The following is a 24256-nucleotide window of genomic DNA, read 5'->3' on the forward strand; positions in this document are numbered from 1 at the left end:
AGCACGAGGATGGGTCAGGCAGCATCCGGCGGGTCCGGCGGAACGCGCACGGCGCGCGTGGAGTCCGGTGACGCGGAACTTCTCGACCGGCTGCACGCGTTCACCGGCCACGGCGCCGTCCACTCCGTCTTCACGCGGGTCGTCAACCTGCTCACCCCGCAGGGCACGCTGATCGCACTCGCGGCGCGGGACGCGGGCGACGCCCCCAGGACGCTGGTCGTCGACGTCGCCGACTGGACTGACCTGGAGCTGGTTCCGGGGCAGCGCGTGACCTTCGCAACCGGGAATCTCTGCGTCGAACTCCCGCACAGGACCGTGCGGCTGACGACGGCCGACGCCCGGCGCTGGCGCGCCCGGCCGCCCTCCCTCGCCCACCTCGCCCCCGGCGCCCTCGCGGCCGCCGCCGACCACCTCGACCGGCTGAACCGCACCTACGGCCCCCGCGGCGGCATGCTCGGCGCGACCCCCTACGCGGGACCGATGGAGACGGCCGTCGCCCAGGCGCTCGACGAGGGACGGACGACGCTCATCGCCGCGGTGCGCGACGGACGCGACGCCGCGATCCGGCGCGGCATCCTCGCGCTGCTCGGCCTCGGCCCCGGACTCACCCCCGCGGGCGACGACTTCCTCACCGGCGTCGCCGTGCTCGCCGCACTCCCCGGCAGCGCGCTCACCGGCTTCGGCCCCGCCCTCAAGGCCGTACTTGCCGAGCACCCGGGACGCACCACCGACCTCTCCCACGCGACGCTCACCGAGGCGGCCGACGCCCGCGTGCGCCATGAACTCGTCGACGTACTGCGGGAGTTGGCCCACGGCCGGCATCCGCAGGAACTGAACGCTCCTGCCCGGGAGCTGCTGGCCATCGGCCACACCTCGGGCAGCGACACCCTGTCCGGCCTCATAGCCGGGCTCCACCTGGAAGAAGAACTGCGAGGTTCGCTGTGAGTACCACCACAGCCGTCGTACGGAAGAACACGTACTACGACTCCGTGTCCCTGATGTCCGTCTCCACCAAGGCCAACGCCCTGGACGGGGTCGACCAGGCGTTCACCGCCATGGGCACCGAGATGAACAAGGGGGTCCTGGACAACCTGGGCCTGCTCACCGACGAGCTGAAGGCCGCCGAGAGCGGCGACCTCATGATCGTCCTGGTGGCCGAGGACGGCGCCGACACCCAGGCGCTGCTCGCCGGGATCGAGGACCTCCTCACCCGCAAGGCGCCCGCCTCCGCCGGCGGCGGCGAGGTCACCTACCGGACCATCACCTCCGCCGCCGAGGGCATCGACGGCGCGAACCTCGCCGTCATCGCCGTCAACGGCGCCTACGCCGCCCGCGAGGCCCGCAAGGCCCTCGACAGCGGACTGCACGTGATGATGTTCAGCGACAACGTCGCCGTCGAGGACGAGATCGCCCTCAAGCAACTCGCCCACGACAAGGGCCTGTTCATGATGGGCCCGGACTGCGGCACCGCGATCATCAACAACGTCGCCCTCTGCTTCGGCAACAAGGTCCGCCCCGGCAACGTCGGCATCGTCGCCGCCTCCGGCACCGGCTCGCAGGAGGTCTCCGTCCGCGTCCACGCGCTCGGCGGCGGCATCTCGCAGCTCATCGGCACCGGCGGCCGCGACCTGTCCGAGCAGGTCGGCGGCATCATGATGGTCGACGGCATCCGCGCCCTCGCCGCCGACCCGGCCACCGACGTGATCGTCCTCGTCTCCAAGCCGCCGGCCCCCTCCGTCGAGAAGAAGGTCCTCGCCGAGGTCGCCGCGGCGGGCAAGCCCGTCGTCGTCTGGTTCATCGACGGCTCCGAGGAAGCGGTCACCGCCGCCGGCGGCCACTTCGCCGCGGGCAGCCTCCAGGCCGCCCGCACGGCCGTCGAGCTCGCGGGCGTCGAGCAGGGCCCCGCCGGCACCTTCGACGCCGAGGCCGCCGCCCAGGCCGTCGTCGCCTCCCTCGCCGAGGGCCAGAAGTACGTCCGCGGCCTGTTCTGCGGCGGCACCCTGTGCGACGAGACCATGTACGCGGTGCGCGACGCCGGTCTCGACGTCTGGTCCAACATCCAGAAGAACGCCGACTTCCGTCTCCCGGCCGGCTCCGCCTCGCGCGGCCACACCTTCCTCGACTTCGGCGACGACGACTTCACCAACGGCCGTCCGCACCCGATGATCGACCCGGCCCTGCGCATCGAGCGCATCGTCGAGGAGGCCAAGGACCCCGAGGTCGCCGCCCTCGTCATGGACTTCGTCCTCGGCTTCGGCTCCCACGAGGACCCGGTCGGCACCACGCTGCCCGCCATCCAGGAGGCCCAGCGGATCGCCGCGGAGGCGGGCCGCCACCTGGAGGTCGTCGCCTACGTCCTGGGCACCGACCTCGACTCCCCGTCGGTCGCCGCCCAGAGCGACGCCCTGCGCGCCGCCGGCGTGACCGTCACCCTCAGCTCCACCGAGACGGGCCAGTTCGCCCGTGAGATCGCGAAGAAGGCACAGGCATGAGCACGTCGCAGCATCCCGAACTCACCCCTGCCGCAGCCCTGTTCGGCAGCGACCTCAGCGTCGTCAACGTCGGCCTCGCCATGTTCGACGCCGACCTCAGGGCCCAGGACGCCAAGGTCTCCACCCTCGACTGGACCCCGCCCGGCGGCGGCAACCCCGAGGCCGCCCGCGCCCTCGACGTCCTCGACGCGCCCGGCCTCGCCGAGACGATCGAGGCCGCCAACGCGGAGGCCGTCGAGCGCATCATGGCCGCCCGCCCGATGCTGATCGGCTTCGGCCGCGCCCTGGACGTCGTCCCCGGTATGACCCCCACGACGATCCTGCACTCCGGTCCGCCCATCACCTGGGACCGGATGAACGGCCCGATGAAGGGCGCCGTCACCGGCGCGCTCGTCTTCGAGGGCCTCGCGCAGGACCTGGACGAGGCCGCCGAGGTCGCCGCCTCCGGCCGCATCTCCTTCAAGCCCTGCCACGAGGCGGACTCCGTCGGCTCCATGGCCGGTGTCACCTCCGCGTCGATGTACGTGCACATCGTCATGAACGAGACGCACGGCAACATCGCGTACACCAACCTGTCCGAGCAGATGGCGAAGATCCTGCGGATGGGCGCCAACGACCAGAGCGTCGTCGACCGGCTGATCTGGATGCGGGACGTCTTCGGCCCGATGCTCAAGGAGGCCGTCGAGCTCACCGGCCCCGTCGACCTGCGCCTGCTGCTCTCGCAGGCCATCCACATGGGCGACGAGTGCCACAACCGCAACGGCGCCGGCACCCTCCTCCTCTTCCAGGCCCTCGCGCCCGGCCTGCTCCAGTCGTCGTTCACGACCGAGCAGAAGAAGGAGGTCTTCGACTTCGTCGCGTCCTCCGACTACTTCTCCGGACCGACCTGGATGGCGGTGGCCAAGGCCGCCCTCGACGCCGCCAACGGCGTGCCGAACTCCACGATCGTCACGACGATGGCCCGCAACGGCGTCGAGTTCGGCATCCGCGTCGCCGGTCTGCCCGGCCAGTGGTTCACCGGTCCCGCGCAGCAGGTCGTCGGCCCGATGTTCGCCGGCTACAAGCCCGAGGACTCCGGACTCGACATCGGCGACTCCGCGATCACGGAGACGTACGGCTTCGGCGGCTTCGCCATGTCGGCGGCGCCCGCCATCGTCGCCCTCGTCGGCGGCACCGTGGCCGAAGCCATGGGCTACACCCGCGACATGGGTGAGATCACCACCGCGCAGAACCCGAACGTCACCATCCCGGCCCTCGACTTCCAGGGCCTGCCCACCGGCATCGACGTCCGCAAGGTCATCGACACCGGGATCCTGCCGGTCATCAACACCGCCATCGCCCACAAGGAAGCGGGCATCGGCATGATCGGCGCGGGCATCACGCATCCGCCGGTCGAGGCGTTCACCCAGGCCGCCACCGCTCTCGCCGACACCTTCGGCGGCTCCTCCTCCTGATGCGCGCGAGCGCCCACCCGGAAGCCCACAGACGATGAACACACAGCAATCCGCCGCGGACACGGTCACGTCCGCGGACCGGGAACTCGACGACGAGTTCGAGCACAGCCCGGTACCGGCCGACCGCCGGAAGTCGCTCCTGACGGTCTCGGCCGTCTGGTTCGGATTCCCGATGATCCTGACCAACGCCATCCCCGGCGGCGTGGTCGTCGCCATGCTGGGCTTCTGGCGTGGGCTCGCGGCCATCCTCGTGGCCAACCTCGTGATGCTCCTGTACGTGGGCATCCTCAGCCACCGCGCGGGCTCCACCGGCGAGAGCTTCTCGCTGCAGGCCTCGCGCACCTTCGGCCGCGGCGGCTACATCGTGGCCTCCGCGTTCCTGGCCACCATCGTGGTCGGCTGGTTCGCGTTCAACACCGGTGCCACGGGCGCGACGCTGCACTCGTCGTTCGGCTGGCACGAACAGCTCGTCACCGTTCTGGCGGGCCTCGGCTTCATAGCCCTCACCTACCTGGGCATCAGGGCGCTGTCGTGGCTGGGCGCGGTCGCCGCCCCGCTGTTCATCGTCGCGGGCGTCATCGCGCTGGTCCTCGTGGCCCGCGACCACGACATGGGCGCCGTCTTCTCGTACGAGGGGGTCGGCGGCGCCTCGACGCTGACCTTCGGCGCCGCGGTCTCGACGATCATGGCGACGTTCGCGGACTCCGGCACGATGACCGCGGACTTCACCCGCTGGTCCAAGAACGGCCGCCAGGCGGTCCTCGCGACCATCAGCGCCTTCCCGGTGGCGAGCCTCGTCGCCCAGATCACCGGCGGTCTGGTCGTCGCGGCGGGCGCCATCGCGTCCGCCGGCACCGCGGGCGGCGACTTCCTGCCGATCCTGACCGGCGAGCACTCCGGGATCCTGAACGTGATCGCGGCCGTCTTCGTCTTCGTCAACCTCGGGTCGGTGTGCAGCCACTGCCTCTACAACGGTGCGCTCGGCTGGTCGCACCTGACGGGTACGACGATGCGGCTGATGACGATCGTGCTCGGTCTCATCGGCACGGTCGCCGCGCTCGCCGGCGTGTGGAACCACTTCCTGGACTGGCTGGTCATCCTCAGCGTCTTCGTGCCGCCGCTCGGCGGTGTGCTGATCGCCGACCAGTTCTTCGCGCGGGGCGGCCGCGGCGCCATGGACGCCCGGCCCACCGTGGCGGTCCGCCCCACGGCCTTCGTGGCCTGGGCGGTCGGCGCCGCGGCCGCGGGCGCCGCCCACTGGTGGGCGCCGCAGCTGTCGGACGCGGTCACCGGTCTGGTCGTGGCCGTCATCGCCTACGCCGTCCTGGAGCGGTCGATGCCCGCGACGGCGGCGCCGCGTGAGGAGGCCCTCGGCTAGTCGACGAGGCTCGCGCGGGAGCGCAGACGGCGCAGCATCCGGGCGTCGTCGAAGCCGACCGCGCGAGCCGCTCCGTCGACCGTCGCGCCATGGCTGATGAGGTGCTCGGCCCGCTCCAGGCGCAGCGCCTGCTGATAGCGGAGCGGGGTGAGCCCGCCGGTGGCGCGGCTGAACAGCCGGGTGAGCGTGCGCTCGCTGACGCCCACCTCCGAGGCCAGGGCGGGCAGCGGCAGCGGTTCGGCATAGCGCGCATCGAGCAGGTCCTGGGCCCGGTGCACGGTGTCGTCCAGGTGTGAGCGGTGCCGGAGCATGGTGCTGGCCTGCGCCTCGTGGCCGTTGCGCCGCGCGTACACGACCATGTCCCGGGCGACCCGGGCCGCCGCGGCCGGGCCGTGCCGCACGGCCACCAGATGCAGCGCCAGATCGATGCCGCTGGCGATCCCCGCCGAGGTCACCACCCGGTCGTCCGAGGTGTACAGCACGTCGCGGACGACCGTCGCCCGCGGATGGCGGCGGGCCAGCTCGTCCTGGACGTCGTGGTGGGTGGTGCAGCGCCGGCCGTCGAGCAGCCCGGCCCGGCCCAGCGCCTCGGCCGCGGCACAGACACTGGCCACCGTGCCGCCCCGGGCGTGGTGGTCGGCCAGGACCCGCAGGCTGTCGGACCCGATCGCGGGACTGTCCGCGAGGGCCGTCGACCGCCAGCCCGGCACCACGATCAGGTCCTCGGGCCCCAGCTCCGGCCAGTCGAGGTCCGCCACGAGCGGCAGCCCCTGCGCCGTGCGGACCTGCGGTCGCTCGGCGACGTAGGCGAGCGTGTAGGGGTGCCCGAAGTCCGCCGCCGTGGAGAAGACCTGGGCGGGGCCGGCCAGGTCCAGCAGATGGACTCCGGGAACCAGGAAGAAGACGATACGGCTCACGATCCGGTCATCATGCCTGATCGTCCCGCGCGGCTTCCAGCTCGGCGACGGTGGCGATGGTGGCGAAGCGTCCGGCGAGCGCGTACTCGGTACGCCGGATGATCTCCTGGGCGCCGAGGGTGCGGGGATCGGCGAGCAGCTCGTCGACGCTCAGGCCGGCCGGGGCGTCGCGGTGCGGGATCGGGTTGGTGGCGGTGGCGTCGACGACGAAGGTCACCTGGTAGCCGAGGTCACTGGCGACCCGGGTGGTCGTCTCCACGCACTGCTCCGTGCGGATCCCGCACACGGTCAGCTCGCGCACGCCCCGCTCGGTCAGCAGCTGCTGCAGGTTGGTGGTGGTGAACGCGTTGTGGGACGTCTTGCGGACGATCGGGTCCGATGCGGCGGGGCTCAGCTCCGCCATCAGCCGGACGTGGCCGAGCGCCGGATCGAAGGCGCCGCCGCTCCCCGGCTCGCAGTGCAGCACCCACACGACGAGGTCCCCGGCCGCGCGGGCCAGCCGCACCAGGCGGTTCACCTTGTCGGCGATCTTCGGGTCGGAGACGGTCGCCCACAGCGGGCGGGCGCGGAAGGATTCCTGGACGTCGATGACGATCAGTGCTCGGTTCATGGCTCCACCCTGCCGGTGGCGGCCCCGGATCCGACAGGCACCATCGGGTCCGGGGGCGGACCGATCCGGTCACACCGCAGGCGCTACACGGCGGCGGTGGCGCCGGCCCGGATCGCGGAGATGTCGAGCTGGAGCCGGATCTTCTCGCTGACCATGGTGCCGCCCGTCTTGAGGCGCTGGTTGTAGACGAGGCCCCACTCCGTGCGGTCGATCGTGGTCGTGCCGTCGAAGCCCGCCCGTTCGAAGCCGAAGGGGTCCATGACCGACCCGAGGTAGTCGAGCTGCAGCTCGACGGGGCGCGTCACGTCACGGATCGTCAGCTCGCCGGCCATCCGGAAGCTCTCGCCGCCCTCGTGGACGGTGGACGTGCTGCGGAACACCATCTGGGGCCAGCGGCGCGCGTCGAAGAAGTCCCGGCCGACGAGGTGGGCGTCGCGCTGCTCGACGCCGGTGTCGACGCTGTCGATCCGGATGGCGAGCTCGGCCCGCGACTGCGACGGCCGGGCGCCGTCGAAGTAGAGCGTGCTGTCGTAGTCGGTGAAGGCGCCCCGGACGGTGGTGACCATGGCGTGCCGCACCGAGAACCCGATGCGGCTGTGCGGCCGGTCGATGGTCCACTCCCCGGTCAGGGCGCGCAGCGCCGGGTCGAGCGGGGCCGCCCCGGCGGGCGGGGGCGGCACGGCGGGACCGGCGACCGGTGCCGGTTCGAGGGTCGCGCTCTGGCGACGGCTGAAGATACCCATGACTGGCAGCCCCTTCGATCTTGGTCACCCTGTGCTATCACGGGGGCGGTGGCTGCCCCGGAGCGAGATGGGCGGCCTCGTCCGGGTTCCATGGCGCCGCCTGCAAAGTTGCACAGGATCGACATGAATGTGGATGCACTGTCGGGTTCCTGGGCGTCACGCATGGTCACCTTCGGGTGCGGGCGGGCCGCGGCCGGAACCTGGGATAGCGTTCCTCCGACTCCGGGCAGGGTGCCGGGCGAAGGAGAGGAACGTCGTGCGGGTGCGAACGGGTGGGCGGGGCGCCGGATGGTGGATCACGTTCGGGGTGATCGCCTTCGGAGGGCTGTTCCTGGTGATCGGACTGGTCATGGCGGGGCGGTCGATCTCCTTCCTGACGAGCGCCGAGCGCGCCGACGGCACCGTGGTGGCGCTGGACTGGGAGTCGGGCGGCCACAGCGGCGGCTACCGCAAGTCGCGGTCGAACAACGGGCCGGTGGCGCACCCCGTCGTCGAGTTCACGTCGGCCGACGGCACGTCGAGGTCGTTCCGTGAGTCGACCGGTTCCAATCCGCCGTCGTACGAGGTGGGGGAGCGGGTCGAGGTGCTGTACCGCGCCGATTCCCCCGAGGACGCCCAGGTCGAGGGGTTCGTCTCGCAGTGGTTGCTGCCGCTGATCTTCGGCGGCATCGGGCTGCTGGTGACGGGCATCGGGACGACGATCGCCGTGCTGTCGCGACGGCGTTCCCGGGCCGCGGGCGCGCCGGGTCTCTGAGCCGGGCGGCCGGTCGGCACCGCGCACGTCTTGCGGCACGGGCATACGATGCGGCCCATGACGCAAGAAGCCGGTGAGCTGGACAGTCTGGTACGCAAGCGGATCCGCGCCCTGCGCGTGGCCCAGGGCTGGTCCCTGGAGGAGCTGGCCGGACGGGCGAAGGTCAGCCAGTCGACGCTGTCCCGCATCGAGAACGGGCAGAGGCGCCTTGCCCTCGACCAGCTCGTCACCCTGGCCCGCGCCCTGGACACCACCCTGGACCAACTGGTCGAGACCGCGACGGACGACGTCGTCTCCAGCCCGATCATCGACGCGGCGCACAGCCGGATGAGCTGGCCGCTCAAGGCGGTGCCCGGCATGACCGTCATCCGCCAGCGCATGACCGATCCGCCGCCGGACAACCCCTCCCGGATGCGCGCCCACCCGGGCCGCGAATGGCTCGTCGTCCTGTCCGGCACCGCCGTCCTGCTCCTGGGCAACCGGCGCTTCCGCATCGAGACCAACCAGGCCGCCGAGTTCCCCACGATGCTGCCGCACGCCATCGGCGCGGAGGGCGGCCCCTGCGAGGTCCTCGGCATCTTCGACCGTGACGCCCGCCGCGGCCACCAGCGACCCGAGGCCGAGGGCACGGCGGACCACACCGCGCCGTGAGGGCTTGCGAAATCCGCCGTGCGGCGACCCATCTTCTTGCGCATCGCGAAAGCACTGATGCCCGATGCGCATGGCCGGTCGTAGCGTGACGGGCATGAACCACCTCTCAGCTCACCCCACGCACCGCCACGACGAGGACGACCACTCCGAGGTCCTCGACCTCGACGCGGAGGTGCTCGCCGAGCACACCGCCGCCATCACCGCGTGGCTGCCCCTGCCGACGAGCCCGCGCCACGTCGTGGACCTGGGCTGCGGCACCGGGGCGGGCACCCTCGCCCTGCTCGACCGTTTCCCCGAGGCCGAGGTGACCGCGGTCGACTCCTCGGCCGCCCATCTGCACCGGCTGCGGGAGAAGGCGGCCGAGGCCGGCGTGGCCGACCGGGTGCGCCCCGTCCGGGCCGACCTCGACGCACGGGACTGGCCCGACCTGGGCAGCCCGGACCTGATCTGGGCGTCGGCCTCGATGCACCACATGGCCGACCCGGACCGCACCCTGCGCCAGGTCCGTGAACTGCTCGCGCCGGGCGGCCTGTTCGCCGTCGTCGAGCTGTCCGGCTTCCCCCGGTTCCTGCCCGAGGACGCCCCGGCCGAGGCGCCGGGACTCGAAGAGCGCTGCCACGCCGCGCTCGACCGGCACCACGCCGAGCAGGTCCCGCACCGGGGCGCCGACTGGGGCGCCGGGCTGACGGGCGCCGGCTTCGCCGTCGCGGGCGAGCGCACCGTCACCGTCGACCTCGACGCACCCGCCACCGAGGCGGTGGGCCGCTACGCCCTGGCGAGCCTGCGGCGTCTGCGCGGCGGCGTCGCGGACACGCTGACGGCCGAGGACCTGGCCGCGCTCGACCGGCTCCTCGACACCGAGGGCCCGGACAGCATCCTGCGCCGCCCCGACCTGGGCGTGCGCACCGAGCGCTCGGTGTGGGCGGCCCGCCGCGCCTGACCGGGGCCGGGCGGAGTCAGCTGCCCTCGCCGTAGGCGGCGGCGATCTCCTGAGGTCCTGCCCACCGGCTGTACGTCGGCTGCTGCGGCCAGCCCTCGGGGGAGTCCTGCCACACCTCCTGGCGGCCGTACGGCAACAGGTCGACCAGGCCGAACAGATAGCTCAACTGCTCGGTGCCCCGGCCGTCCGTGTGCCAGGTCCGGTACACGGTGTCGCCGTCGCGCAGGAACACGTTGACCGCGAACCCGGCGTTCGGCGGGGCGCCGACGTCGCTGCCGAAAGAGCTGTTCGCGGTCGAGTACCAGGTCATCGTGTTGCCGACCTTGCGCTTGTACGCGAGCGCCTGGTCGATGGGCCCCTGGGTGACGATCACGAACCGGGCGTCGAACTTCTCCAGGCCCGCGAGCCGGGTGAACTGGGAGGTGAAACCGGTGCAGCCGCCGCACTGCCACTCGGCGTCGTCGTGCCACATGTGGCTGTAGACGATCAGCTGCGGGTGCTCGCCGAAGACCTCGGCGAGCCGGACCGGGCCGTCCTCGCCCTCCAGCACGTAGTCGGGCATCTCGACCATGGGCAGCCGACGGCGCTGAGCGGCGATGGCGTCGAGCTCACGGGTGGCGGCCTTCTCCCGTACGCGGAGCGCGGCCAGCTCCTTCTCCCAGGTGGCGGCGTCGACGACGGGTGGCAGTGGCTTCGGGCTGGCGGACATGGTGCCTCCGGGTGTCGGGCGTGGTGTCTGAAGTGCTGACTCCCCGGGGGCAGGGAACTCATCGGTGCGGCACCGGCGTTCTCGGCCGGTGCCGCGTCACCAGCGCATGCCGATCTCGTCCAGGTCGGCCCGCCGCCCAGGAGTCAGCTTCTCCGCACGACGGCGCGCGTTGGCGATCCACATGCCGAGCTTGACCTCCGTGGCGTCGTCCCCCGCACCTTCGAGGACCTCGGTGTGCTTGCGCGGCACGTTCAGATGGCCCTCGCGCGCGTGGAAGCGGCGGGCCGCCCGCACGTTGAGCGCCCACTTGTCGTCCTGGGTCAGCCGGTCGGGCCGCTCGTCCGCGGCGGCGGGGGCCAGGCCGACGGCGTGCACGAGCAGCCATCGCTGGGCGGGCAGCAGCTGGTCGAGGGCGAGCCGCTGCGCCCGGACCCAGCGCCCCAGGTCCTCGCCCTGCACGACGAGCTCACCGGCCGCGCCGGGGACCCCGCCACCGGCGCGCACATGCGCCTGCAGCAGACGGAAGGCGCGCTGCCAGCCCACGTCCCAGACCGGACACCAGCCGGGGTCGACGTCCTCCAGCGCCTCCCGGCGCGCCGGGGTGAGCGCCGCGGCCCCGGCCCCGGTGGCCTTCGCGGCGGCCCGCTGGTTCTTCGCCCACGTCCCGACCGGGTAGCCGTTCCACACGGCGGCGGCGGGCGGCAGGAAGTGACCGTGCTCGGCGGCCCAGGACCGGGCCGCGGTGAGGCCCTCGTCGAAGGACACGTCGTGGTGCGACCAGACCATGCCCTGCGCGTTCAGCTCGGCGACCCGGCCCGCGTCCAGGCGGCCCGCCTTGTGGTGCCTGCGCTGGTCGGCGAGCCAGGTGCCCAGCGGGAAACCGGCCGGGCTCCAGTCGTCGGGCGTCACGAAGTCGTACGGCACGCGCAGCTGCCCGGTCCCGGTCTCCTTCGCGTACCGGGCGCAGGCCTCGATCCCGCGCCGCCAGTACGCGCCCTCCGGCTGGATCACGCGCAGCCGCATGAAGCGGGCCAGCTGCGCGGGGTCGCGCGGCGCCGAGAACTTCAGCAGCTCGCGCGCGGGAGCGCTCATCACGGTGACCGGCCCGCCGTCGTCGCCCTCCTCCTTCTCCTCAGGTTGCGGCTCGACGGCCCGGTCCGGCCCGCTGCGGGGACGGGAGTCGGCGAGCGCCTCGATCGTCTCGGCGTCGTGCGCGCGCAGCGCCTCCAGGACCTTGGCCAGGGCGCCGTAGGCGGGGGAGGTGAGCATGTCGTCGGGGTCCTCGTCCCGGCCGAGGAACACCGGGACCACGAGCGAGGCGAGCTTCCCGTCGCCGGGCCGCACCCGCAGGGCCCGGCCGACCATCTGCACGATGTCGACCATCGACCCGCGGACGTCGCAGAAGGCGACCGAGTCGCAGTTCGCCGTGTCGACGCCTTCGCCGAGCACCTTCACCGAGCTCAGGAGGCGCAGCGCGGCCGGCACCGGCCCGGGTGCGCCGCCCTCCTCGGACCCGGGCTCGATGACGTCGGACGCGAACGCGTCGAGGACCGCGCGCCGGTGCACCGGCGGATGCCCGCCGTACAGCCAGCTCGCCCACACCCGCTCGGGGTGCGGATACACAGCCGGGTCCCGCTTCCACAGCCGTGCGGCGACGTCGCCGATGCCCTCGGCCATCGCCTCCGCCTCGGCCACCCTGGTGTGGAAGGTGAGCAGCCTGCGGAGGTTCTCCTGCGCGGCCGCGGTGAGTACGCCTGTCTGCAGCGCCGCCAGCCGGGCGCCGCGGACTTCCTCGACGCCCGTCCCGCCCTCCGCCCTCCGCCCGTGCTCGGGGTCGCGGATGTCGACGCAGACCACCTGATAGGGCGCCACCAGGCCCCGGCTCACCGCCTCGGACAGCGACAGCCGGTAGGCCACGGGGCCGAAGACGGGGGAGTCCTCGCTCATGCTCGCCACGAGCCGCGGCGCCCGACGGCCGTCGGCGGCCTCCCACACGCGGGGCGTCGCCGTCATGTACAGCCGGCGTGCCGCGGGCAGCACCTGCTGGTCGTGCACCGCGGCCCACGGCTTGAGGCCGTCACCGCTCGTCCGGTGCGCCTCGTCGACCACCATGAGGTCCCAGGCCGCGAGACCGGCCAGGTGCGCGCGCTGCAGGACGCCCTGCCCGACCGACGCGTACGTCGCGAAGACGGTCACCGTGTCCAGGTCCCGCAGCCACTCCACGAGTTCCTCGGGGTCGGTGCTGCACGGCACGCCCTCCGACTCCTCGGCACGCAGCGAGCACACCCCGACCATCGCCCCGGTGCGCCCGCCGTCGCGCCGCCACGCGGTCGCGGTCTGCACGAGCAGGTCGAGGGTGGGGACGAGCACCAGCACCCGGCGCGCCCCGAGGCGCCGGGCGGCGGCGCCGGCCACGAGCGTCTTGCCGGAGCCGGTGGCCGCGATGCACTGGGTGCGCAGTCCGTCCGCGGGCAGCCGTCCGTCCGCGGGTGCCTGCAAGGAGCGCAGGATCGCGTCGACCGCCTCGACCTGATGAGGCCGCAGAACCTGCTCGGCCATCCGCACCCACCCTTTCCTCACCGAAATGCCCTGTGCCGCTTCCGGTAGGGATCCTGCCTCACACGGGTTCGGGTTGGGGTCCCGCGGGCTGCGCGTCCGGCTGCGGTGTCGGCTCCGGCTTCGGCTCCCACTGCCTGGTGGTCCGCACGTAGAGGTGGATCACGGAGCCCATGAGGAGCAGCATGAGCGGTCCGAACAGCCACGGGTGCGCGGCCATCTGCACCGGCAGGTAGCGGTACGCCACGATCAGCGCGGTGAACACGACCGATCCGTAGGCGACGAGACGGACGGCCGAGCGGTCCCAGCCGCGGGACACGGAGCGCATGCCGGCCTCGATGGTGAGCGCGAACACCACGCCCGCGACGAGGTCCACGCCGTAGTGGTAGCCGAAGCCCAGGGTCGCGGTGAGCGTGGCGACCAGCCAGAAGGTGCCCGCGTACCGCATCAGCCGTGAGCCGTGGCGGGAGTGGATGAACAGCGTCGTGGCCCACGCCGTGTGCAGGCTCGGCATGCAGTTGCGCGGGGTGAGCTGGTCGAACGGGATCGGGTGCGGGGTGCCGATCCGCGGCAGCGCGTCGGGCCACACGTTGGCCGCCGCCCACTGGGCGCCCTCGGCCCCGTACGCGTAGACCGGCCCGACCACCGGGAAGATCATGTAGATGGCCGGTCCGAACAGACCGATGACCAGGAACGTGCGCACCAAGTGGTGGGCGGGGAACCGGCGCTCGGCCGCGACGTGGCGCAGTTGGTAGAGGCCGACGAGCGCGGCCGCCAGCGGGAGCTGCCCGTAGACGACGCTCAGGACGTGGCCGCTGACGGGGCCGGTGGCCTCCATGGCCCGGCCGACGAGCCAGGACGGGTTGCCCAGCGCGTGATCGGCGGTGGCGACGTACGGGTCGAGCACGTCGGGGCGGGTCTTCGACGTGATCAGCAGCCAGGTGTCACCGGTCTTGTGGCCGACCACCAGGAGCAGGCCGAGCCCGACGCCCTTGAGCAGCAGGATCCGTTCCGCCCCGGTGTGCCGGGTGACGGCGAGGACCGCGATGGCCACCACCACCCACAGCGCGCCGTTGCCGAAGGTCAGATCGGCGCCGACGGCTATCCGCACCAGCAGGAAGACGATGTCGATGGCGACCGCCGTGGCCGCCGCGATCAGCCGCTGCCGCCAGGTGAGCACCACCATCGTCAGCGCCAGGCCGGCGTACAGCAGCGGCCCGGAGTGCGGGGCGAAGATCACCTCGCTCGCCTCGGTGGAGATCGGGCCCGGCTGGCCGTAGTGGCGCGCCGCGAATTCCAGCGCGACGAGGAACGCGAGGGTCGCCGCCCCCGCCGTGGCCCACAGCACCGTGCGCGGCTGACGCCACGTGGCGGACGCGGATCCGGACTGACGCTGCTGGGGTATTCGTGGTGTGGTCTTCAACTGTCCGACTCGGTAGTGGATTGAGGGCACAAAGGGCAGAACTTCACGTGTTGTGCGGGATGGCGCGAATTTCCGGTGAAGAGCGGACGATCCGGGTGATCATCACGAGTTCGAACATGCTAACGGCATGCACAGCCGGCAGACAGGGGCACGTCAGGAGCCCGGTCGGCCGCTCCTCGCGGAGCGGATTCCTCCGGCGCACCCCGGCCCTGCCTGCTGGGTCACCGAAAGGTTCCTCAGTCACGGAAAAGTGCGTTCTTCCCCGCTGTGGACCGCTCTCCTACGGTTACTGAGGAACCACAAGTGACCGCTATAAAACGGGAGAAAGTGCGAGCCATGCCGATCACTCTGCTCAACCCCCAGGGCCTGCCCGAGATCGACGTCTACCGCCAGGTGGCCATCGCCTCCGGAACACGCCTCGTCTTCGTCTCCGGACAGGTCTCCTGGGACGAGAACGGCACCACGGTCGGCGAGGGCGACCTGGCCGCCCAGGTCGAACAGTGCTATCGCAACGTCGCCACGGCCCTTGCCGCCGCGGGCGGTTCCTTCGACGACGTGGCGAAAATGACCTTCTACGCGGTCGACTGGACGGCCGACAAGATGCCCACGCTCCTGGAAGGCATCTCCAGGGCCACCGAGAAGCTGGGGATCACCACGGCGCCTCCGCTGACCCTGATCGGCGTCGTGACCCTGGACGTCCCCGACCACCTCGTCGAGATCGAGGCCACGGCGGTCCTGCCCGCCTGAGGTCCTGTCCGTCCGAGGTCCTGTCTGCCTGAGCTCCTGTCTGCCCGAGGCGACGGGCCGGCGGTGTCCGCGGCCGGGGGCAGCGGGACCTTCTCCGCGGCTCCGTGCGAGAGTTCGGCTGAACCGGACCGCTCCGGGCAGGCGCCACCGTGCGCCTGCCCGGCGCCCCACCGCACCCCCGAGCCAGGAGTCGAGTCATGCCCTTCGACGTCGCCGCGATCCGCGCACGGATCCCCGCCCTCACCTCCGGCTCCGCCCGCTTCGACTCGCCCGGCGGCACCCAGACCCCGCAACCGGTCATCGACGCCGTCGTCGCGACCCTGACCGGTCCGCTGGCGAACCGGGGCGGGACCACCGAGGGCGAGCGCAACGCGGAACGCGTCGTGAGCGGGGCCCGCGCGGCCCTCGCCGACTTCCTCGGCACGACGCCCGACACCGTCGTCTTCGGCCGCAGCGCGACCCAGCTCGTCTACGACCTGTCCCGGACCCTGGCCAAGACCTGGCGCCCCGGCGACGAGGTCGTCGTCAGCACGCTCGACCACGACTCCAACATCCGGCCCTGGGTCCAGGCCGCCGAAGCGGCCGGCGCGACCGTGCGGTGGGCCGAGTTCGACGCGGCCACCGGTGCGCTGCGCCCCGAGCACATCGCGGCGCACCTGTCAGCCCGCACCCGCCTGGTCGCCGTCACCGCCGCCTCCAACCTCACCGGTGTCCGCCCCGACCTGCCGGCGATCGCCGCCCTGGCCCACGAGGCGGGCGCGCACGTCCACGTCGACGCCGTGGGATACGCCTCCCACACGCTGGTGGACCTGGCTGCCTTCGGCGCCGACACCCTCGTGTGCTCCCCGTACAAGTTCCTCGGCCCCCACCTGGGCGTGCTGACCGGTCGCGCCGAGGTGCTGGAGTCCCTGCGCCCCGACAAGCTCCTGCCCTCCAGCGACGCCGTGCCCGAGCGCTTCGAACTGGGCACCCTGCCCTACGAGTTGCTGGCCGGCGCGCACGCCGCCGTGGACTTCCTCGCGGGCCTCGACCCGGACGCGAGGGGCAGCCGCCGCGAGCGGCTGACCGCCTCGTTCGCCGCGCTGGAGGCGCACGAACACGCCCTGGCCAAGCGGCTGGAGGACGGCCTCGCCGCCCTCGACGGGATCACGGTGCACGGCCGCGCCATGTCACCGTCCCCGCTCCAGCTGTTCACCGTCGAGGGCCACCGCCCCGCGGACGTCTCCCGGCACCTGGCCGCGCACGGCGTCGACGCCCCCGCCGGTTCCTTCTACGCCGCACTCGCCGCGGACCGCCTCGGTCTGGGAGCGGAGGGCGGCGTACGGGTGGGACTGGCGCCCTACAGCAACGAGGAGGACGTCGACCGTCTGCACGCGGCCCTGGACGTACTCGGCCGGGCGTGAGTCGCGGACTCCTCTTCATCGACCGGCCGGCTGGAGCGACGACTTCCCGAAATGCCCCGCCCAGAGCCGTACGGACCCGTCGTGCCCTGCGGTCGCGATGAAGTGACCGTCGGGGGAGAACGCGACACAGTTCACCCGGTCGGTGTGTCCGGTGAGGGGTTCACCGACGGACTGGCGGGTGGTCGTGTTCCACAGGTGGACCGTCCCGTCGGCAGCGGCAGTGGCCACCAGGTGACCGTCGGGCGAGAACGCCACCGAGTGGACCGGACCGGCGTGGCCGGTGTCTGCCTCACGGACGGACGTGCCGGTGGCGCAGTCCCACAGCCGTACGGTCCCGTCCTCGGCGGCGGTGACGACGAGGCGCCCGTCGGCGGAGAACGCCACCGCCAGGACGGGTCCGGAGTGCCCGACCAGGGGTTCACCGACGGAGCGGCGGGTGGGAGTGCTCCACAGACGGACGGTCCTGTCGTCGCTCGCGGTGGCGAGGAGCCGCCCGTCGGGGGAGAACGCCACGGCCCGAACGCTGTCGGTGTGGCCGGACAGCGGCGAACCGAGAGGCGCGCCGGACGCGGTGGCCCACAGCTGAGGGGCATAGCCGCCGCCGGCGAGGGTGCGTCCGTCGGGCGAGAAGGCCATGCACGAGGAGGCGCCGTCGCGAGCGGTGAGGGGACGTCCGACCGGGCGGTGGAGGACGGTGTCCCACAGGCGGAGCGTGTCGTCGTCGCTCGCGGTGGCGACGAGGCGTCCGTCGGGGGAGAACGCCACCGTCAGGACCTGGCCGGTGTGACCGGTGAGGGGGTTGCCGACGGGGAGTCGGGTGATGGGGTCCCAGAAGCGCGCGGTTGCGTCGACCCCCGCGGTGGCGAGCAGGTGACCGTCCGGTGCGAAAGCCAGGGAGCGGATCGGGCCGCCGTGACCGGCGGCCAGGGCAGGCAGTGGCACGTGGTGCCCCCGGGAGAGGGCGTGCTCGACCGCCCGAAGCGCTGGGGTGGACTCGGCGACGGATGCCGGAGTGTGCGGCTCACCGCGGCGGTACACCCACACGGAGTTGTCGTGGCCCGCGGTGGAGAGCAGGCTTCCGTCGGGGGAGAAGGCCACCGACCAGACCTGATCGGTGTGGCCGGTGAGGGGTTGGCCGACCGGAGTGCCGGTCGCGGGGTCCCACAGCCGCACGGTCCGGTCCTTGCTGGCGGTGGCCAGCAGCCCGCCGTCAGGGGAGAACGTCACCGAGAAGACCGGACCGGTGTGCCCGGTGAGGGGAGCGAGCAACGTCGTGCCGGTGACCGGATTCCACAGCCGTGCCGTGCCGTCGGAGCCTGCCGAGGCGAGCGCACGCCCGTCCGGGGAGAACGCCACCGACTCGACGTCGTCGGTGTGACCGACGAGGGGCCTGCCCAGGAGAGCGCCGGTGGCCACGTCCCACAGGCGCACGGTCTTGTCGCGGCCCGCCGTGGCGAGCAGGCTGCCGTCCGGGGAGAACGCCACCGACCAGACGGGATCGCCGTGCCCCGTGAGGGCGTCGCCGGCCGGTGTGCGCGTGGCCGTGCGCCACAGCCGTACGGTCTCGTCGGCGCTCGCGCTGCCCAGCAGCCGCCCGTCGGGCGAGAACGCCACCGACCAGACCTCGTCGGTGTGGCCGGTGAGGGGTTGGCCGACCGGTGCGCCGGTCGCGGAGTCCCACAGCCGAACTGTGTGGTCGGCGCCCGCGGTGGCCAGCAGCCGGCCGTCCGGGGAGAAGCACACCGACGCCACCCCGTCGGTGTGGCCGGTGAGGGGTTGGCCGACCGGTGCGCCGGTCGCGGAGTCCCACAGTCGCACCGTGTGGTCCGCGCCCGCTGCGGCGAGCAGCCGTCCGTCCGGCGAGAACGCCGCCGACACGACAGGGCCCGAGTGCCGCAGCGGCGCGTAGGCGAGGTCGGTGTACGGCGAGGACGCGAACCCCGGCCCCCGCGCGCGCGACGTCTCCGACGGGTCGCGCGCCGCCCCCCGCCGTGGCGCCGATGGCTTCTGCCGTCGCGTCGGACGGAGCGACGTCACGGCGATCCACCGCGCACGCCAGGGTTCGAGGACAGGGGACCGGCGGTCAGGCGGCGGACACTCCTGCCCGTACTCGTCCCAGGACATCAGCGTGCGGACGAGCAGCATCACCTTGTCCACGCCCACGTACTTCGCACCGAGCGCGGCACTCTGCGTGGCGATGGGCAGCGACGCCCGCTCCTGGGCGAACAGCTTGCGCGCGCGTGCCTCGATCGCCCGCAGCGACGGATTGCCCCGCTCCACCCGGAGCCGGCCCAGGTGGTCGGCCTGGTCCTGCAACGCCGCTTCGTAGCTGTCCGCACGGTCGATGGCGTCATCGCGCTCTGCCATGTGCTCCGTCCCCCGAGAGGCGCCAAGTCTCCGGCAGCGTAGGGGCCCTCGGGGCCGAACAGCACCGAACTTCACGGAACAGCCCCGTACACCTCGCTCAGGAGTCGGCCGTGCGGCGGTGTTCGGCCGAACACCCGCCGCGTACGGCGGAGTTGTGCGGGCGATCGGACATCGCGGGATCCGTTCGGCCCGGGCGGGGCACGGTCGCGACCGCTGCCATCGTCGGGCCATGTCCACTCGACCTGACACCTTCCTGCCGCTGCACACCGCCGTCGTCCTGCTGACCGCTGCTGTCATGGGGCTGGTCATCGGCTGTCTGACCGTCCACACCGGTGCCCCGGTCGCTGCCGCCGTCATCGCGGGCCTGTCCAGTGCCGGCGCTGCCGTCCCGGTTCTGCGCACCCTCATCGGACGACCGCCGGAGGCGCCCCGAGACCCCCCGACCTGTGAGCCCACCCATATGAGCCACGGCACATGCGAACGGCGGTAGTAGACCCGCCGTCCCGGTGCGACCGCGGAGAGGCCGCCACCGCAGCGCCCCGACCGGCGCTTCTGCGTACCCGGGTAGTACGTCACATCTTTGCGTCCCGGCCCCCGGCCCGGCTAACCCTGGCTGAGTCCCCAGCGACCGGCCCCGGCTCGCCCCGCATCCCGCACCCCTTTGGAGAGTGAGCCAGCATGGCCATCACCCAGACGCTGCCGCGCGCCGGCCGCACCACCCGGTTCAGCAGGATCTCCGCCGCCGGCGTCGCCGCGGCGGGCGCCGCCGCCATGGCGCTGACCCTGGTCCCCACCTCCGCGCAGGCCGCCGAGCCCGCCGCCACGAGCGCCCGGGCGTCCCAGGCCGCCGCCGCGCCCGCCAAGACCTACGCCGACAACCTCGACGGCTGGATCCGCGAGTCGCTCGACATCATGAAGGCCAAGGGCATCCCCGGCACGTACGACGGCCTCTACCGCAACATCATGCGCGAGTCGTCCGGCAACCCGAACGCCCAGAACGGCTGGGACGTGAACGCGCAGAACGGCACCCCGTCCAAGGGCCTGCTCCAGGTGATCCAGCCCACCTTCGACGCGTACCACGTCTCCGGAACCGCGAACGAGCTGACCGACCCGGTCGCCAACATCACCGCGGCCGCCAACTACGCCGCCGACCGCTACGGCTCGATCGACAACGTCGACTCCGCGTACTGAGCCACCGGTCACCGGTCACCGAAGAAGGGCAGGACATGCCGTACGAGAGCGGGAACGAGCACGACCCGCACCCGGCCGAACAGCCCGCGACACCCGGCTACGGGCCCGCGCGGCTGCGCCGCTCCCGGCACAGGAGGCGCAAGAGCGCCCTGCGCTGGATCGCCTGGGGCACCCTGGGCGTGGCCCTGGTCGGCGGCGGAGGCGTGGCCTACGCCTGGCAGCACCTCAACGGCAACATCAAGGGCACGGACGTCAACGCCGCCCTCGGCGACGACCGGCCCAGCGCCCAGCGCGGCGGCGCCATGAACATCCTGCTGCTCGGCTCCGACTCCCGGGCGGGCACCCACGGCCACTACGGCAGCGGCGTCCTCGGCGCCCGCGCCGACACGGCGATGGTCCTGCACGTCGACAAGACCCACAAGAAGGCGTCGGTCGTCAGCATCCCGCGCGACACGCTGGTCGAGCGCCCCAGCTGCACGACGCAGCACGGCGGCGGCACCGTACCGGCCGCGCACCAGGCCATGTTCAACTCGTCCTACTCACTGGGCGGTCCCGCCTGCACCGTGAAGACGGTCGAGGAGATGTCCGGCCTGCGCATGGACCACTACCTCGAAGTGGACTTCAAGGGATTCCAGAAGCTCATCGACGAGCTCGGCGGCGTCGACATCAGCACCCGCAGCGCCATCCGGGACCCCAACAGCGGTCTCTCCCTGGACGCCGGGAAGCACCGCCTCAAGGGCGAGGACGCCCTGGCGCTCGTACGGACCCGGCACGGTGTCGGCGACGGCAGCGACCTGGGCCGCATCCAGCTCCAGCAGGCGTTCGTGAAGGCCCTCATCCACCGCGCCGACACCGTCGACCCGCTCGGCAGCCCGGCCAAGTCCTACGCGCTGGCCGACACGGCGACCAAGAGCATCAGCGCCGACTCCGAGCTGGCGTCCGCGGACAAGCTGCTCGGACTCGCCAAGGACCTGAAGGGCATCAGCCCCGGCCGCACCACCATGGTCACGATGCCGGTCACCTACGACGCGCAGGACGCGGGCCGCGTCCTGCCCCTCGACAAGGCGTCGCACCGCGTGTGGACGGCCCTGCGCCACGACCGGCCCGTCCCGAAGACGGCGACCCACGGCTCGGTGGCCGACAGGACCGACTCCCCGGTCGTCTCCGGAACCTGACGCCTGACGCCTGACACAAGGGTGCGGCCCCTCCCGCACGGGAGGGGCCGCACCGGCGAACTCAGCGCTGGGCCAGCGCGGGCGGGGCCGCGTTCACGCCCCAGTCCGTCGGCGTTCCGGACAGTGCGACCTTGATCGTGCCGGCGCGCAGCAGGTCTCCGTGGGACAGCCAGCTCCGGTGCAGCGTGCCCGCGCGGGTGTGCACGGACGACACGTACTGCGGCTTCGACGCGTCGGCGCCCGGGGCCTCGACGGTGACCGTGCGGCCGTGCTCGGGCCGGATCTCGACCTTCTCGAACATGGGCGCCGTGACGATGTAGTTCGCGGACCCGGGCTGCGCCTCGAAGACGCCCGCCATGGCGAAGACGAGCAGCGACGAGGTGGCGCCGAGGTCGTCGTTGCCGGGCATGCCGTACGCGTCGTCGGTGAACAGCGTGCGCATGGCGCGCAGCACCGCGGAGGTCTTCCACGGCGCGCCGGTCCACGTGTACATCCACGGGGCGTGGAAGTCGGGCTCGTTGTTCGGGTTGAACGCGAAGTTGTTGTGGTAGTCGTAGGCGCCGGTCACCCACGACTCGGACGCTGCCCTGGCCGGGTCGGTGAGCACGGTCGGCAGATCGAAGAACGTGTCGAGCCGCTGCTCGGCACCCTTCTGACCGCCCATCAGGTCGAAGAGCGCCTTCGGGTCCTGCTGGGCGAGCCACTGGTACTGCCAGGCCGTGCCCTCGTGGAACGCGCCGGACTGGGTGGGGTCGGGGTCGCCCGCGACGCTGCCGTCGGCGTTCCTCGTGACGGGGAAGCCGGTGAAGCCCTGCGAGGTGACGCCGGAGTCCCACAGCTTGGCGAAGTTGCCGCACCGCGAGGCCAGCACCGCCGCCTCGTCCCGGTGGCCGAGGCCGTCGGCCATCGTGGACAGCGCGCAGTCGGCGAGGGCGTACTCGAGGGTCGCCGAGCCCGCCTGGCGGCTGTCGCCGAACGTGTAGCCCGGCAGGTTCTGATAGCCGACCCAGCCGTTCTTCACGTACGTCGGGTTGCCGTCGCGGCCGCGGAAGACCGACTGGTCCGTGGGAACCTCGTTGGAGTTCTTCCAGAGCGCGTCGAACAGGCCGCGCGCGGTGCGGTCGTCGAGCAGACCGCGGTTGTAGAGGTCGACGACCCACGGCGTGACGGGGTCGCCGCTCATCACGTTCGTCTCACCGCCGCCGAGCCCCCAGCGCGGCAGCCAGCCGCCGTCCTGGTAGATCCGCAGCACCGACTTGGCCATGTCGGCGGCCTTGTCCGGGTGCAGCAGGGCCACCAGCTGGTTCTGCGAGCGGTATGTGTCCCACAAGGAGAACATCTGGTAGTACGTCGAGTCCGCGCGGTGCACCTTGTCGTCGAAGCCCCGGTAGCGGCGGTCGACGTCGGACCCGATCGAGGGGTGCAGCAGCGAGTGGTAGAGCGCGGTGTAGTAGGTGCGCTGGTCGGCGCGGCTGCCGCCGGCCACCCGCATCCGGTTGAGCTCGTCCTGCCAGGAGTCGTGTGCGCCGCTGCGGGCGGCGCCGAACGACTTCGGCTGCTCGGCCTTGCGGTTCAGCCGCGCACCGTCGACCGAGGTGTACGACAGGCCCACCGACGAACCGACCTGCCGGCCGCCGTCCTGGTCGAACGTCAGCCAGGCACCGGCCCGCTTCGTGCCGCGCGACGCCTCGCGCCGACCGGCGGTCAGGGTGCCGTCGCTCCAGGTGCCGAAGGACGAGAACGTCCGGTCGAACTTGGCGCTGAAGAAGACCCGGTAGCGCTCCTTGCCCGTCTCGCCGCAGAAGTTGCCGCCCTGGACCCAGCCCTCCACGGTGTCGTCGCCGACGACCTTGATGTCGCCCGCGTACGTGCTGCCGTTGCTCTCGCCGGCCTCTATGAGCACGTTCTCGGAGCCCGAACCGGCGGGGTAGGTGTAGCGGTGCTGGCCGGTCCGCTGGGTCGCGGAGAGCTCGGCCTGGATGCCGTTGTCGAGCTTCACGCCGTAATAGCCGGGCGAGCGGGTCTCGTTGTCGTGGCTGAACTTGGCGCGGTACTGCGCCGGATCGGACGAGGTGACCGGGCCGGTCGTCGGCATGAACCGGATGTTGCCCATCGTCTGGCAGCCGACGCCCGACAGGTGCGTGTGGCTGAAGCCGAGGATGGTGTCCTGCGCGTAGTCGTACGAGGCGTACTTGTTGAGCTGGGTGTCGGGGCTCAACTGGACCATGCCGAACGGAGCCGCCGCGCCCGGGAAGGTGGTGCCGTCACCGTTGTTGCCGACCGAGGTGTCGACCAGCGTGGTCGGGTCGGCGGCGAACCGGGGTCCCTTCGGTGCGGCGTTCGCGACACCGGTGGTGGCCGCAGCCAGGGTGGTGACGGTCAACAAGGCGGTGAAGACGCGTTTCAGCGCTCTCATCGTGAACCTCTCGTGCGACAACGTTGTCAACTCCGTGCCCGCTGATCCTTTCTCTCCGGACGGTGATCCGTCAATGCACCTCTGCCGGCGGTCCGTTGAACCGGCCGGACTGCGGGGATCCCGAGCGGCCCGGCTCGGCCGCCCGGGCCGAAGCGGTCATCCGGACGTCATCCGGACGTCAGCCGAAGTGCGGCGCCGGCGGGGCGGACGCGTGCCGGCGCCGCACTTCGGCTGACGTCCGGATGACGTCCGGATGACCGCTTCGGCCCGGGCGGGGCACGGTCGCGACCGCTGCCATCGTCGGGCCATGTCCACTCGCCCTGACACCTT

At 72.4% G+C, this 24256-nt stretch carries 20 protein-coding genes; 12 read left to right on the forward strand and 8 right to left on the reverse strand.

All coding sequences use genetic code 11. The annotated features are described in order from the left end of the window. Positions 1 to 9 precede the first annotated feature (9 nt). Genes M4J07_RS10130 through M4J07_RS10145 form a run of 4 tightly spaced genes read left to right on the forward strand, consistent with a single transcriptional unit; the run spans position 10 to position 5324 of the window. Positions 10 to 945 carry a DUF2877 domain-containing protein gene (locus tag M4J07_RS10130; RefSeq protein WP_255969961.1) on the forward strand — a complete coding sequence of 312 codons (936 nt, stop codon included), beginning with the start codon at positions 10 to 12 and terminating at the stop codon, positions 943 to 945. Further along, positions 942 to 2492 (forward strand): acyl-CoA synthetase FdrA, encoded by a 1551-nt coding sequence (gene fdrA, locus M4J07_RS10135; RefSeq protein WP_255969964.1) that lies wholly within the window; start codon positions 942 to 944, stop codon positions 2490 to 2492. Before M4J07_RS10130 ends, fdrA begins: the two co-directional genes overlap by 4 nt. Beyond that, a complete protein-coding gene (locus M4J07_RS10140) occupies positions 2489 to 3946 on the forward strand; it encodes a YlbE family protein (RefSeq protein WP_255969967.1) in 1458 nt (485 codons plus the stop codon). Before fdrA ends, M4J07_RS10140 begins: the two co-directional genes overlap by 4 nt. Positions 3947 to 3980: 34 nt before the next feature. After that, entirely contained in the window at positions 3981 to 5324 is a 1344-nt protein-coding gene (locus M4J07_RS10145; RefSeq protein WP_255969970.1) for a cytosine permease, read from the forward strand. On the opposite strand, the gene M4J07_RS10150 is transcribed toward M4J07_RS10145, so the two are convergent. The 3 genes from M4J07_RS10150 to M4J07_RS10160 form a co-directional block, all read right to left on the reverse strand. Further along, complete coding sequence (locus M4J07_RS10150; RefSeq protein WP_255969973.1) at positions 5321 to 6241, reverse strand: GlxA family transcriptional regulator; 921 nt, start codon at positions 6239 to 6241, stop codon at positions 5321 to 5323. The two genes, M4J07_RS10145 and M4J07_RS10150, sit on opposite strands and share 4 nt — an antisense overlap. Before the next feature lie 10 nt (positions 6242 to 6251). After that, positions 6252 to 6851, reverse strand: coding sequence for an isochorismatase family protein (locus M4J07_RS10155; protein WP_255969976.1), 600 nt, complete (start codon positions 6849 to 6851; stop codon positions 6252 to 6254). 83 nt (positions 6852 to 6934) lie between these two features. After that, complete coding sequence (locus M4J07_RS10160) at positions 6935 to 7594, reverse strand: YceI family protein (RefSeq protein ID WP_255969979.1); 660 nt, start codon at positions 7592 to 7594, stop codon at positions 6935 to 6937. A 256-nt stretch (positions 7595 to 7850) separates the two neighbouring features. On the opposite strand from M4J07_RS10160, the gene M4J07_RS10165 reads away from it, so the two are divergent. The 3 genes from M4J07_RS10165 (at position 7851) to M4J07_RS10175 (ending at position 9939) form a co-directional block, all read left to right on the forward strand. After that, a complete protein-coding gene (locus tag M4J07_RS10165; protein ID WP_255969982.1) occupies positions 7851 to 8348 on the forward strand; it encodes a DUF3592 domain-containing protein in 498 nt (165 codons plus the stop codon). A gap of 57 nt (positions 8349 to 8405) precedes the next feature. Beyond that, entirely contained in the window at positions 8406 to 8999 is a 594-nt protein-coding gene (locus M4J07_RS10170) for a helix-turn-helix domain-containing protein (protein WP_255969985.1), read from the forward strand. A gap of 94 nt (positions 9000 to 9093) precedes the next feature. After that, positions 9094 to 9939, forward strand: a complete 846-nt coding sequence (locus tag M4J07_RS10175; protein ID WP_255969988.1) for a class I SAM-dependent methyltransferase — start codon at positions 9094 to 9096, stop codon at positions 9937 to 9939. A gap of 16 nt (positions 9940 to 9955) precedes the next feature. Here M4J07_RS10175 and M4J07_RS10180 read toward each other — a convergent pair whose 3' ends face one another. From M4J07_RS10180 to M4J07_RS10190, 3 genes are all read right to left on the reverse strand, one after another. Next, positions 9956 to 10648, reverse strand: a complete 693-nt coding sequence (locus M4J07_RS10180; protein ID WP_255969990.1) for a DUF899 family protein — start codon at positions 10646 to 10648, stop codon at positions 9956 to 9958. A gap of 96 nt (positions 10649 to 10744) precedes the next feature. Next, on the reverse strand, positions 10745 to 13207 hold the full coding sequence (locus tag M4J07_RS10185) for a DEAD/DEAH box helicase (protein WP_255969992.1): 2463 nt from the start codon (positions 13205 to 13207) through the stop codon (positions 10745 to 10747). Positions 13208 to 13265: 58 nt separating this feature from the next. Continuing rightward, positions 13266 to 14552, reverse strand: a complete 1287-nt coding sequence (locus tag M4J07_RS10190) for a phosphatase PAP2 family protein (RefSeq protein WP_255970025.1) — start codon at positions 14550 to 14552, stop codon at positions 13266 to 13268. 411 nt (positions 14553 to 14963) lie between these two features. Between M4J07_RS10190 and M4J07_RS10195 the strand changes: the two genes are divergently transcribed. Together M4J07_RS10195 and M4J07_RS10200 are read left to right on the forward strand one after the other, a co-directional pair. Continuing rightward, on the forward strand, positions 14964 to 15374 hold the full coding sequence (locus M4J07_RS10195; protein ID WP_255969994.1) for a RidA family protein: 411 nt from the start codon (positions 14964 to 14966) through the stop codon (positions 15372 to 15374). A gap of 197 nt (positions 15375 to 15571) precedes the next feature. Then, the gene (locus M4J07_RS10200; RefSeq protein ID WP_255969998.1) at positions 15572 to 16777 is read left to right on the forward strand and encodes a cysteine desulfurase-like protein; all 1206 of its coding nucleotides are present in this window, start codon (positions 15572 to 15574) and stop codon (positions 16775 to 16777) included. A 15-nt stretch (positions 16778 to 16792) separates the two neighbouring features. Here the strand turns inward: M4J07_RS10200 and M4J07_RS10205 are convergent, their stop codons facing one another. Next, positions 16793 to 19144, reverse strand: a complete 2352-nt coding sequence (locus M4J07_RS10205; protein ID WP_255970001.1) for a WD40 repeat domain-containing protein — start codon at positions 19142 to 19144, stop codon at positions 16793 to 16795. A 229-nt stretch (positions 19145 to 19373) separates the two neighbouring features. Between M4J07_RS10205 and M4J07_RS10210 the strand changes: the two genes are divergently transcribed. From M4J07_RS10210 to M4J07_RS10220, 3 genes are all read left to right on the forward strand, one after another. Then, positions 19374 to 19634, forward strand: a complete 261-nt coding sequence (locus M4J07_RS10210; protein WP_255970004.1) for a hypothetical protein — start codon at positions 19374 to 19376, stop codon at positions 19632 to 19634. 188 nt (positions 19635 to 19822) lie between these two features. Beyond that, on the forward strand, positions 19823 to 20335 hold the full coding sequence (locus M4J07_RS10215; RefSeq protein WP_255970007.1) for a transglycosylase SLT domain-containing protein: 513 nt from the start codon (positions 19823 to 19825) through the stop codon (positions 20333 to 20335). Between the two features lie 35 nt (positions 20336 to 20370). Further along, complete coding sequence (locus M4J07_RS10220) at positions 20371 to 21510, forward strand: LCP family protein (protein ID WP_255970010.1); 1140 nt, start codon at positions 20371 to 20373, stop codon at positions 21508 to 21510. A 61-nt stretch (positions 21511 to 21571) separates the two neighbouring features. Here M4J07_RS10220 and M4J07_RS10225 read toward each other — a convergent pair whose 3' ends face one another. Continuing rightward, entirely contained in the window at positions 21572 to 23926 is a 2355-nt protein-coding gene (locus M4J07_RS10225; RefSeq protein WP_255970013.1) for a GH92 family glycosyl hydrolase, read from the reverse strand. Between the last annotated feature and the right edge of the window lie 330 nt (positions 23927 to 24256).

Source organism: Streptomyces longispororuber (assembly GCF_024448165.1).
GTDB classification, from domain to species: Bacteria; Actinomycetota; Actinomycetes; order Streptomycetales; family Streptomycetaceae; genus Streptomyces; species Streptomyces longispororuber_A.

Bases quoted from the DNA above. Each gene is read 5' to 3' on its own strand.
- M4J07_RS10130 (WP_255969961.1), top strand. From the start codon at position 10: ATGGGTCAGGCAGCATCCGGCGGGTCCGGCGGAACGCGCACGGCGCGC.
- M4J07_RS10140 (WP_255969967.1), top strand. From the start codon at position 2,489: ATGAGCACGTCGCAGCATCCCGAACTCACCCCTGCCGCAGCCCTGTTC.
- M4J07_RS10145 (WP_255969970.1), top strand. From the start codon at position 3,981: ATGAACACACAGCAATCCGCCGCGGACACGGTCACGTCCGCGGACCGG.
- M4J07_RS10155 (WP_255969976.1), bottom strand. From the start codon at position 6,851: ATGAACCGAGCACTGATCGTCATCGACGTCCAGGAATCCTTCCGCGCC.
- M4J07_RS10160 (WP_255969979.1), bottom strand. From the start codon at position 7,594: ATGGGTATCTTCAGCCGTCGCCAGAGCGCGACCCTCGAACCGGCACCG.
- M4J07_RS10170 (WP_255969985.1), top strand. From the start codon at position 8,406: ATGACGCAAGAAGCCGGTGAGCTGGACAGTCTGGTACGCAAGCGGATC.
- M4J07_RS10175 (WP_255969988.1), top strand. From the start codon at position 9,094: ATGAACCACCTCTCAGCTCACCCCACGCACCGCCACGACGAGGACGAC.
- M4J07_RS10180 (WP_255969990.1), bottom strand. From the start codon at position 10,648: ATGTCCGCCAGCCCGAAGCCACTGCCACCCGTCGTCGACGCCGCCACC.
- M4J07_RS10185 (WP_255969992.1), bottom strand. From the start codon at position 13,207: ATGGCCGAGCAGGTTCTGCGGCCTCATCAGGTCGAGGCGGTCGACGCG.
- M4J07_RS10195 (WP_255969994.1), top strand. From the start codon at position 14,964: ATGCCGATCACTCTGCTCAACCCCCAGGGCCTGCCCGAGATCGACGTC.
- M4J07_RS10200 (WP_255969998.1), top strand. From the start codon at position 15,572: ATGCCCTTCGACGTCGCCGCGATCCGCGCACGGATCCCCGCCCTCACC.
- M4J07_RS10205 (WP_255970001.1), bottom strand. From the start codon at position 19,144: ATGGCAGAGCGCGATGACGCCATCGACCGTGCGGACAGCTACGAAGCG.
- M4J07_RS10210 (WP_255970004.1), top strand. From the start codon at position 19,374: ATGTCCACTCGACCTGACACCTTCCTGCCGCTGCACACCGCCGTCGTC.
- M4J07_RS10215 (WP_255970007.1), top strand. From the start codon at position 19,823: ATGGCCATCACCCAGACGCTGCCGCGCGCCGGCCGCACCACCCGGTTC.
- M4J07_RS10220 (WP_255970010.1), top strand. From the start codon at position 20,371: ATGCCGTACGAGAGCGGGAACGAGCACGACCCGCACCCGGCCGAACAG.
- M4J07_RS10225 (WP_255970013.1), bottom strand. From the start codon at position 23,926: ATGAGAGCGCTGAAACGCGTCTTCACCGCCTTGTTGACCGTCACCACC.